This is a genomic window from Streptococcus oralis, from assembly GCF_001578705.1.
Taxonomy (GTDB): Bacteria; Bacillota; Bacilli; order Lactobacillales; family Streptococcaceae; genus Streptococcus; species Streptococcus oralis_J.
The window spans coordinates 124,718-133,335 of record NZ_KQ969039.1; the positions used below are offsets into that span (position 1 = coordinate 124,718).

Consider the following 8,618-nt stretch of genomic DNA (forward strand, 5'->3'; position numbering starts at 1 on the left):
AAATTATGCGCCCATTCCAAGCAAGAATTTACCGATGAATGAAAGACCTACTGCAAGAACGATAATGATACCGATCGCTTTAGTAGAGTTCATACCTTTCTTACCAAGCAACCAGAAGATAAAGGCAGTAAAGATTGCTGGAAGCAAGCGTGGGAAGATTGAGTTCAAGATGTCTTGGAAGTCAATCATCTTTTCACCGATTGGCAATTTGTAAGAAATGTCAAAGTTGATCATTGTTGCTACAAGAGCACCCATCATGAAGACACCAAGTACAGATGCAGCGTCAATCAAAGCTGTCAAAGTACTTTGCATGTTGTTGATAAGGTTAACCCCTTCTTTGTAGGCAAATTCCAATTGTTTCCAACGGAAGATGTCATAAGCAACTGCAACTGCGATCCAAAGGAAGATACCCCATGGTTGGCCAGCGATAGCCATAGTTGCTGCGATAGATCCCATGATAGCAGGTACAAGTGAACCAAAGATAGTATCTCCAAGAGGAGCAAATGGTCCCATCAAACCTGTCTTGATACCGTTAACGGCATCTTTTGAACCCACACCATCTTTTTCTTCCATGGCAAGGTCAAAACCAGCGATAATTGTGTGGAAGAATGGTGAAGTATTGAAGAATTGAGTATGAACTTTCATCATTTCTTTCAATTCAGGAGTTCCATCCCCATACATTTTACGCAATTGAGGCAAGATCATGTAAAGGTAACCAGAAGCTTGCATACGTTCGTAGTTCCAACCTAATTGGAAAGTAAACAAGCTACGTTTGTTGATTTGATTAAAATCTTCTTTTGTAAGTTTGTAATTAGAATTCGTCATCTTCGATTTCCCCACTTTCTGATGGTGTAGAAGGTGCTGCTACAGCTACTTTTTGGCTGTTCTTAAAGTGAACAACTGCAAGGAAGATACCTACGATAGAGATACCGATCATAGACAAACCTTTGAAGTTGTTAGCAAAGCCAATCTTTTCAGCAACATCAGCAGGAAGAGTACCAAGGATACCCGCAACGGCTCCACCAAGACCTGTTACATATGAGTAAAGAACAGTCAACATAGCTGTCAAACCGAATCCCATTGCAAGGTAGTGAAGGTTACGTTTAACTGGAAGGTAACGAAGCAAGATTGCAAATCCAAGACCTGGAAGCATACGACCTGCAAGTGTCAAACCGTCTGCAACCCATTGGTATTCTTTAACAAGGTCTACTACTGATTGTACGAAAGCACCACCAAAAGCAAGAGCGAAGAATACTGGAAGAGCACGAGAAAGAGCCCATGGAAGCGCACCAAGTAGGTAGTTGCGTTCGATACCTTTGTAGTCAAAGCGTTCGATTGCAGCATCAATACGGTGTGCAAAGAAAGTAGTTGTCATACGTCCAAGAACGTCGAAGTATGTCAAAAGTGCTGCTACTGGTACAGCGATTGTTGTAATCGCAAGGTCTGTATCAATACCTTGAGAGATAGAGAATGCTGTTGCAAGAACCGCACCAGAAGTTGCGTCGATACGAGAAGCACCACCGAAGGTACCAACCCCGAGAACGAACAACTGCAAGCTACCACCGATAAACAAACCAGTTGTCACATCTCCCATGATCAAACCAGTAATGAAACCAGCGAATACAGGGGAACCTGCAGATGAAACGATTGTCAACTCATCACAGATTTGATAAGCTGAGTACAAAGTGAGAAGTAAAATTTGCCACCATTGTATCATAACAATGACCTCCTAAAAATTTTTTCCTATTTTAATAAGCTCAAAAAGTCTGAAACTGGATCATTTGGAACCATTTGAGCAGTGAGTTTCACACCTTTTTCTGCTAGTTTGTGGAAATCTTCCACATCCTTGTCTACCACATTGATAGAACGTGTGATAGAGCGAGTTTCTGGTGTTTGAGACATATTGCCGACGTTGAGTGTTTCAAGCGGAACACCTGCTTCGACCAAACCAAGGAAACGGTCTGGTTTACGTGCAACGATAAAGAGACGTTGGCTATCGTATTTACCAGCAAGGATATTTGCTGCTGCTTTCTCAACTGGCAAGATACTGAGTTTCACACCTGGTGGTGTCGCAAGTTTCAAACCACTCTTTTCAATATCGTTGTTAACAACTTCATCGTCTACAACCATAATGCGCGAAACATTTAGTTTTCCAGCCCAAAGATTGGCTACTTGACCGTGGATCAAACGTCCATCGATACGGCATCCTACAATTGTCATAAGTTTTCCCCCTTTATGTGTTTTAGTGTAGGTTTACGAGTTAAATGAATCTCTTCTTTATATTCGCCCTCAGTTTCAAAGATGATGATGCGGTTAGCACCTTCCTTGAGATAACTATGAGGGATATAAAGTGAGAGGGTCGGGCCGACGTTCCAGAAACGCCCTAGGTGGCGCCCGTTGACAAAGGCAACTCCCTTACCAAACTCAGATAAGTCTAAGTAGGTATCCTTCGGCTCTTCGACAGTAAAGTCGAAAGCGTAAAAGGCTGGTTGTCCTTCTGTCCATCCTTTTGAAAAATCAATTTTCTCAGGATTATCCAGTGGCAGTGGATATTGTTTCCAATTCAGTAAGAAATGTAGATCCTTGCAGACACCTGTACGAATTCCTTTATGTTGCGTATCTGCTAAGAACTTGTGTCCGTAGTTGACACGCCCCATATTTTCGATCAAGATGTCAATTTCTGAAAAGCCTTCTCGGTTGCCTTGACAGTAGATATCTTCACCAATCTCTGTCTGGTATTGAGTAGCAATCCATTGACCATCTACAAAGAGTTGAGCTCGGTCACGTCCATCGATGATACGGAGGCGTTCCTCTTCTGCATCCCAACTTGCCTCAGTGCGGTAGAGAAGGTAGCCATAGCTTTGTCCAAGTTCTTCCATCGCTTTTGGATAGAGGCTTTCAGTAGGACTAGAGAGACTATCCAGGGTTTCAAACAAGGACACTTTTTCGACTAGTGGAATGGATTCCATTTCCATGCTTTCCTTGTAAAGTGGTTCCAACTGTGGATACTCTGGGAAGTGTGTTGCCATCATCTTCTTGACTGCTAGGTATTTAGCAGTTGGATTTCCTTCTTCATCGAGAAGGGCATCATAGTCGTAAGATGTGACTTGTGGCAAATCCAGAGTTCCTCGAGCCGAGCAACCATTCATGAAACCAAAGTTTGTTCCACCATGGAACATGTAAAGGTTGATAGAGCCTTGCTCCAATACCTCTCGAACAGCTTCTGCCAATTCTTTAGGATCCCGTGTGATGATGGGTTCTTTCCAACGGTTGAACCAACCATCCCAGAATTCCATACACATGAGGGGCCATTTCTTGTCATGCTCATCAAAGAATTCCTGCATCTGTGAAAAGTTGTAAGGAGCCTTAGAACCGAAATTTCCTGTCACAAAGAGGTCGTCTTCGATCAAGGTTCCAGCTTTCAGAGTAGCCCTCCATGGACCATCTGAAGTAAAGAGTGGGCAATCAATCCCTCGGTCTTCCATCAATTTCCGAATGGCTCGTAGATAAGACTTATCTTCTCCATAAGAGCCATATTCATTTTCGACTTGCATCATGAGAATGTTTCCGCCATTATCCAACAAGCGAGGCACAAGCCTTGGCAATAATTGGTCATAATAGCGAGCAACAGCCTCGATGTAGGCCGGGTCGGACGAGCGGATTCGCATGTCCTTGGTCAAGAGCCAAGCCGGCAAGCCACCAAATTCCCATTCCGCACAGATAAATGGAGACGGGCGTACAATGGCATAGAGACCCAGATCTTGTGCAATTTGAAGAAATCTCTCCAAATTTCTGGCACCTTCAAAATCAAACTCCCCTTCAACAGGTTCGTGTAAATTCCAAGCCACATAGGTCTCGACTGTATTAAAGCCAAGCGCCTTTAAGTTATAGAGGGAATGATACCAATCCTCTGCTGGAATCCTAAAATAATGAATGGCGCCGGACAAAATCTTGAACGGTTTTTCGTCTAAATAGAAATCGTCCTCAATTTTAAATCTTGTCATGTTATTACCTCTGACGAATTAAGTTTGCGCTTTCATTTATTATAATATTAACTATAATCAAATCTTTTGCATTTGTCAATAGGTTTTAGAAAATTCTTTAAAATTTTTCTATTTTTTTACTTCTTTTTTACCAAAATTATCTAAAAAATAGCATGAAATGAGGGCTTTTGCACGATCTCTGTTTTGACGGTGCTTTTATATATGTGCAAAATAATATTTTTAATGTATTATGTTATTTTTTCATCTAAATGCTACTATTTTCTTTGTGTTTGTGGTAAAATCAAAGGAGGAGAAAGAAAAACATTGAGGTGCAATTATGGCTATTCCAAAATACCAATATATTAAAGACGAACTCAAGAATAAAATCATCTCAGGTCAATTTGCGAGTGGAGACAAATTTTATACTGAAGCAGAATTGATCGCCATGTATGATGTGAGTTCTATTACCGTCGTACGCGCTTTGAACGACCTTGCCAAAGATGGCTATATTGTCCGCCAACAAGGAAAAGGAACTTTTGTTTCACGCGCTCGTAAGCACAAACTCGTTGAGTTTTCAGATGTGGAAATTTTTGAAACAAAGGACGATAAAGTAACTGTCCTTTCTATCGAACGTGGAAATAAGCTTGAATATTTGGAAAAACTTGGTTTGCGTGGAGACCAGTTCTACTACAAGATCGAACGGACACGTCAAACTAACGGTGTGACCTATATCTATCACACTTCTTATATTCCCGAACAATATATCAATGCCAACTATCCAAATCTTGACTATTATAGTTCTATCTATAAACGTTTCAAGCTGGATTACCGCATTCACATGACTGATGAGCATTTTGAGGAAATCAACGAAATCGCATTCCCAACACCCGAGCATGCTGCTTCTACGTTGGGAATTGATACACAATTTCCAACTGTCTTCCAAACAAAGACTACAAAACTTGAGGCCACTGGCCAAGTCCTTGCCTATAGTGAAACTTATAAGCGAGCTGACTACTACAAAATCAAATTCATCTCGTGTGATCGAGGTCATTAAGAAAAAGCCTGAGCCTAGCTCAGGCTTTTTCTATGTTCATTATAGCATGCACCATTTGGTATGAACATATGACGAAGGGTAATTCTTTAATTAGTAGTGCTTTTACTAAAAACAAGTTAAATATTGGCTAGATTTTCCTTGTTTTTAGTTTTTTGACAATTTTTTCCTAAATCTTATGATTTCCTCCATTTATTATAGTTCTTTCATAAAGCCGCTTGACTTTTTATATCTTAGATAATAAAATAAAAATAGTTTTGTGTAAACGCTATCATACAATATAATAACAGGGAGGTTTTATCATGAAACTAGAAAAGAAACAGCGCTTCTCCATTCGTAAGTACGCGATTGGAGCAGCTTCTGTACTCATAGGATTTGCTTTTGGTACCCAAGTCGTGTCTGCCGACAGCGTCACTCCAACACCAGAAAATCCAAGCGCAGCTCAGACTGCTCAAGGAGAGCCACAGACAGCTGAGACATCAGTTGAAAGCAAGCTTGAAGAAAGAGTTGAAGCAAAGGGAGCTTCAGCCACAATCGCTCCAACAGTCGAAAAAAATGAATCCCCAGCAGTTGCAGAGAAAGTTGACGAGACTCCAGTCACTGAAAAAGCTACTCCTGTTTCAGAAGAAAACTCAGAACCAGTAAAAACCGACGAAGACAAGAGAAATGAAGCCGTCACACCTGCAGTAGCCACTCCTAGCACGGAACGTGCAGCTCAGGTAAATGAAAAACTGGCAAAAAGAAAAATGATTTCAATCGACGCTGGACGCAAGTACTTCTCTCCAGACCAACTCAAAGAAATCATCGACAAAGCCAAACACTACGGTTATACTGATCTTCATTTACTAGTTGGAAATGATGGCATGCGTTTTATGTTGGACGACATGACGATCACAGCCAATGGCAAAACCTATGCAAGTGACGATGTCAAACGTGCACTTGAAAACGGAACCGATGCCTACTACAAGGATCCAAACGGCAACCATTTGACAGAAAGTCAGATGACGGACTTGATCAACTATTCTAAAAACAAAGGCATTGGTCTCATCCCAACTGTAAACAGCCCTGGTCACATGGATGCGATTTTGCATGCCATGAAAGAACTAGGCATCCAAAAACCGAACTTCAACTACTTTGGTAAGGAATCTGCTCGTACCGTTGACCTTGATAACAAAGAAGCTGTCGCATTTACCAAGGCTCTGATTGACAAGTATGCTGCTTACTTCGCTGGCAAATCTGACATTTTCAATATCGGACTAGACGAATATGCAAATGATGCTACAGATGCCAAAGGCTGGAGCGTTCTTCAGGCTGATAAATACTATCCAAACGAAGGCTACCCTGTAGGAGGATATGAGAAATTTATCGCCTACGCCAATGACCTTGCTCGCATCGTCAAGTCTCACGGACTCAAACCAATGGCCTTTAACGATGGTATCTACTACAATAGCGACACTAGCTTCGGAACTTTTGACAAAGACATCATCGTTTCTATGTGGACTGGTGGATGGGGCGGATACGACGTCGCTTCTTCTAAACTTTTAGTTGAAAAAGGCCACCAAATCCTTAATACCAACGATGCTTGGTACTACGTTCTCGGACGAAATGCCGATGGTCAAGGCTGGTACAACCTCGACCAAGGACTCAATGGTATCAAGAACACTCCAATCACTTCTGTACCAAAATCTGAAGGGGCTACTATCCCGTTCATCGGGGGTATGGTAGCTGCTTGGGCGGATACCCCATCTGCACGCTATTCACCATCACGCCTCTTCAAACTCATGCGTAGCTTCGCAAATACCAATGCTGAATACTTCGCAGCTGACTATGAGTCTGCTGAACAAGCTCTGAAAGAAGTTCCAACAGACCTTAACCGCTATACTGCAGAAAGTGTCGCAGCTGTAAAAGAAGCTGAAAAAACCATTCGCTCACTCGATAGCAACCTCAGCCGTGCCCAACAAGACACCATTGACCAAGCAATCGCGAAACTCCAAGAAGCCGTCAGCAATTTGACCTTCACACCAGAAGCTCAAAAAGAAGAAGACGCGAAACGCGAAGTTGAAAAACTTGCCAAGAACAAGGTAATCTCCATCGATGCTGGACGTAAGTACTTCACGCTCGACCAACTCAAACGCATCGTAGACAAGGCGAGCGAGCTCGGATATTCTGATATCCATCTCCTTCTTGGAAATGATGGACTTCGCTTCCTCCTTGATGACATGACCATCACAGCTAACGGAAAAACTTATGCAAGTGATGATGTCAAAAAGGCCATCATCGAAGGAACAAAATCTTACTACGATGATCCAAACGGAACCACTCTTAGTCAAGCTGAAATCACTGAATTAATCGAGTACGCAAAATCAAAAGGCCTCGGACTCATCCCAGCGATCAACAGCCCAGGTCACATGGATGCCATGCTCGTCGCGATGGAAAAACTTGGAATCAAGAATCCTCAAGCCAACTTCGACAAAGTATCCAAAACAACCATGGACCTTGAAAACGAAGAGGCGATGAACTTTGTCAAAGCCCTCATCGGCAAGTACATGGACTTCTTTGCAGGCAAGACAAAGATCTTCAACTACGGTACAGACGAATATGCCAATGATGCTACCAACGCGCAAGGCTGGTACTACCTCAAATGGTATGGACTCTATGGCAAGTTTGCTGAGTACTCTAACACCCTTGCTGCTATGGCCAAAGAAAGAGGCCTTCAACCAATGGCCTTCAACGATGGTTTCTACTATGAAGACAAGGATGATGTTGAGTTTGACAAGGATGTCATCATCTCTTACTGGTCTAAGGGATGGTGGGGTTACAACCTTGCAACGCCTCAGTACCTGGCAAGCAAAGGCTATAAACTCCTCAACACCAACGGAGACTGGTACTACGTGCTAGGTAATCACAAACCAGACGAAGCCTACCCACTATCAAAAGCACTTGAAAACTCTGGCAAAGTACCATTTAACCAGCTTGCTTCTACCAAATATCCTGAGGTAGACCTTCCAACCGTCGGAAGTATGCTTGCCATCTGGGCAGACAAACCAAGTGCTGAGTATAAGGAAGAAGAAATCTTTGAACTCATGACTGCCTTTGCAGACCACAACAAAGACTACTTCCGCGCTAACTACAACGCACTCCGTGAGGAGCTTGCTCAAATCCCTGCAAACTTGGATGGATACAGCCAGGAAAGCTTGGACGCCCTAAATGCAGCTAAAGAAGCTCTCAACTACAACCTCAACCGTAACAAACAAGCCGAGTTAGACGCTCTCGTAGCCAAGCTCAAAGCAGCCCGCCTAGGCCTCAAACCAGCAGCAACCCACTCAGGAAGCCTCGACGAAAACGAACTAGCTGCCAATGTTGAAACCAAACCGGAACTCATCACAAGAGCAGAAAAGATTCCATTTGAAGTTATCAAGAAGGAAAATCCGAATCTCCCAGCCGGTCAGGAAAAGATCATCACACCAGGTGTAGAGGGCGAACGCACTCATTACATCTCTGTCCTTACTGAAAATGGGAAACAAACAGAAACGGTTCTAGATAGCCAAGTAACCAAGGAACCTGTGACCCAAGTGGTTGAAATC

6 protein-coding genes are annotated in these 8,618 nt (G+C 42.7%); 2 read left to right on the forward strand and 4 right to left on the reverse strand.

The genetic code is table 11. The annotated features are described in order from the left end of the window. Positions 1–3: 3 nt before the first annotated feature. The 4 genes from SORDD05_RS08685 to SORDD05_RS08700 are packed head-to-tail and all read right to left on the reverse strand — an operon-like array spanning position 4 to position 4,004. On the reverse strand, positions 4–825 hold the full coding sequence (locus SORDD05_RS08685) for a PTS system mannose/fructose/sorbose family transporter subunit IID (RefSeq protein WP_000185284.1): 822 nt from the start codon (positions 823–825) through the stop codon (positions 4–6). Further along, positions 812–1,717, reverse strand: a complete 906-nt coding sequence (locus tag SORDD05_RS08690) for a PTS mannose/fructose/sorbose/N-acetylgalactosamine transporter subunit IIC (protein ID WP_000616991.1) — start codon at positions 1,715–1,717, stop codon at positions 812–814. Before SORDD05_RS08690 ends, SORDD05_RS08685 begins: the two co-directional genes overlap by 14 nt. A gap of 26 nt (positions 1,718–1,743) precedes the next feature. Then, the gene (locus tag SORDD05_RS08695) at positions 1,744–2,220 is read right to left on the reverse strand and encodes a PTS sugar transporter subunit IIB (RefSeq protein WP_000156968.1); all 477 of its coding nucleotides are present in this window, start codon (positions 2,218–2,220) and stop codon (positions 1,744–1,746) included. After that, the gene (locus SORDD05_RS08700; RefSeq protein ID WP_061419088.1) at positions 2,217–4,004 is read right to left on the reverse strand and encodes a glycoside hydrolase family 35 protein; all 1,788 of its coding nucleotides are present in this window, start codon (positions 4,002–4,004) and stop codon (positions 2,217–2,219) included. The genes SORDD05_RS08695 and SORDD05_RS08700 overlap by 4 nt, the downstream gene beginning before the upstream one ends. 316 nt (positions 4,005–4,320) lie before the next feature. Between SORDD05_RS08700 and SORDD05_RS08705 the strand changes: the two genes are divergently transcribed. Both SORDD05_RS08705 and strH read left to right on the forward strand, forming a co-directional pair. After that, positions 4,321–5,037 carry a GntR family transcriptional regulator gene (locus tag SORDD05_RS08705; protein ID WP_001007187.1) on the forward strand — a complete coding sequence of 239 codons (717 nt, stop codon included), beginning with the start codon at positions 4,321–4,323 and terminating at the stop codon, positions 5,035–5,037. A 299-nt stretch (positions 5,038–5,336) separates the two neighbouring features. Beyond that, on the forward strand, positions 5,337–8,618 hold a 3,282-nt coding region (gene strH / locus SORDD05_RS08710; protein WP_231077331.1), incomplete at its 3' end, for an LPXTG-anchored beta-N-acetylhexosaminidase StrH.

What these genes read in the sequence shown, in the direction of transcription:
- SORDD05_RS08685 (WP_000185284.1), bottom strand. Translation starts at nt 825, where the DNA reads ATGACGAATTCTAATTACAAACTTACAAAAGAAGATTTTAATCAAATC.
- SORDD05_RS08690 (WP_000616991.1), bottom strand. Translation starts at nt 1,717, where the DNA reads ATGATACAATGGTGGCAAATTTTACTTCTCACTTTGTACTCAGCTTAT.
- SORDD05_RS08695 (WP_000156968.1), bottom strand. Translation starts at nt 2,220, where the DNA reads ATGACAATTGTAGGATGCCGTATCGATGGACGTTTGATCCACGGTCAA.
- SORDD05_RS08700 (WP_061419088.1), bottom strand. Translation starts at nt 4,004, where the DNA reads ATGACAAGATTTAAAATTGAGGACGATTTCTATTTAGACGAAAAACCG.
- SORDD05_RS08705 (WP_001007187.1), top strand. Translation starts at nt 4,321, where the DNA reads ATGGCTATTCCAAAATACCAATATATTAAAGACGAACTCAAGAATAAA.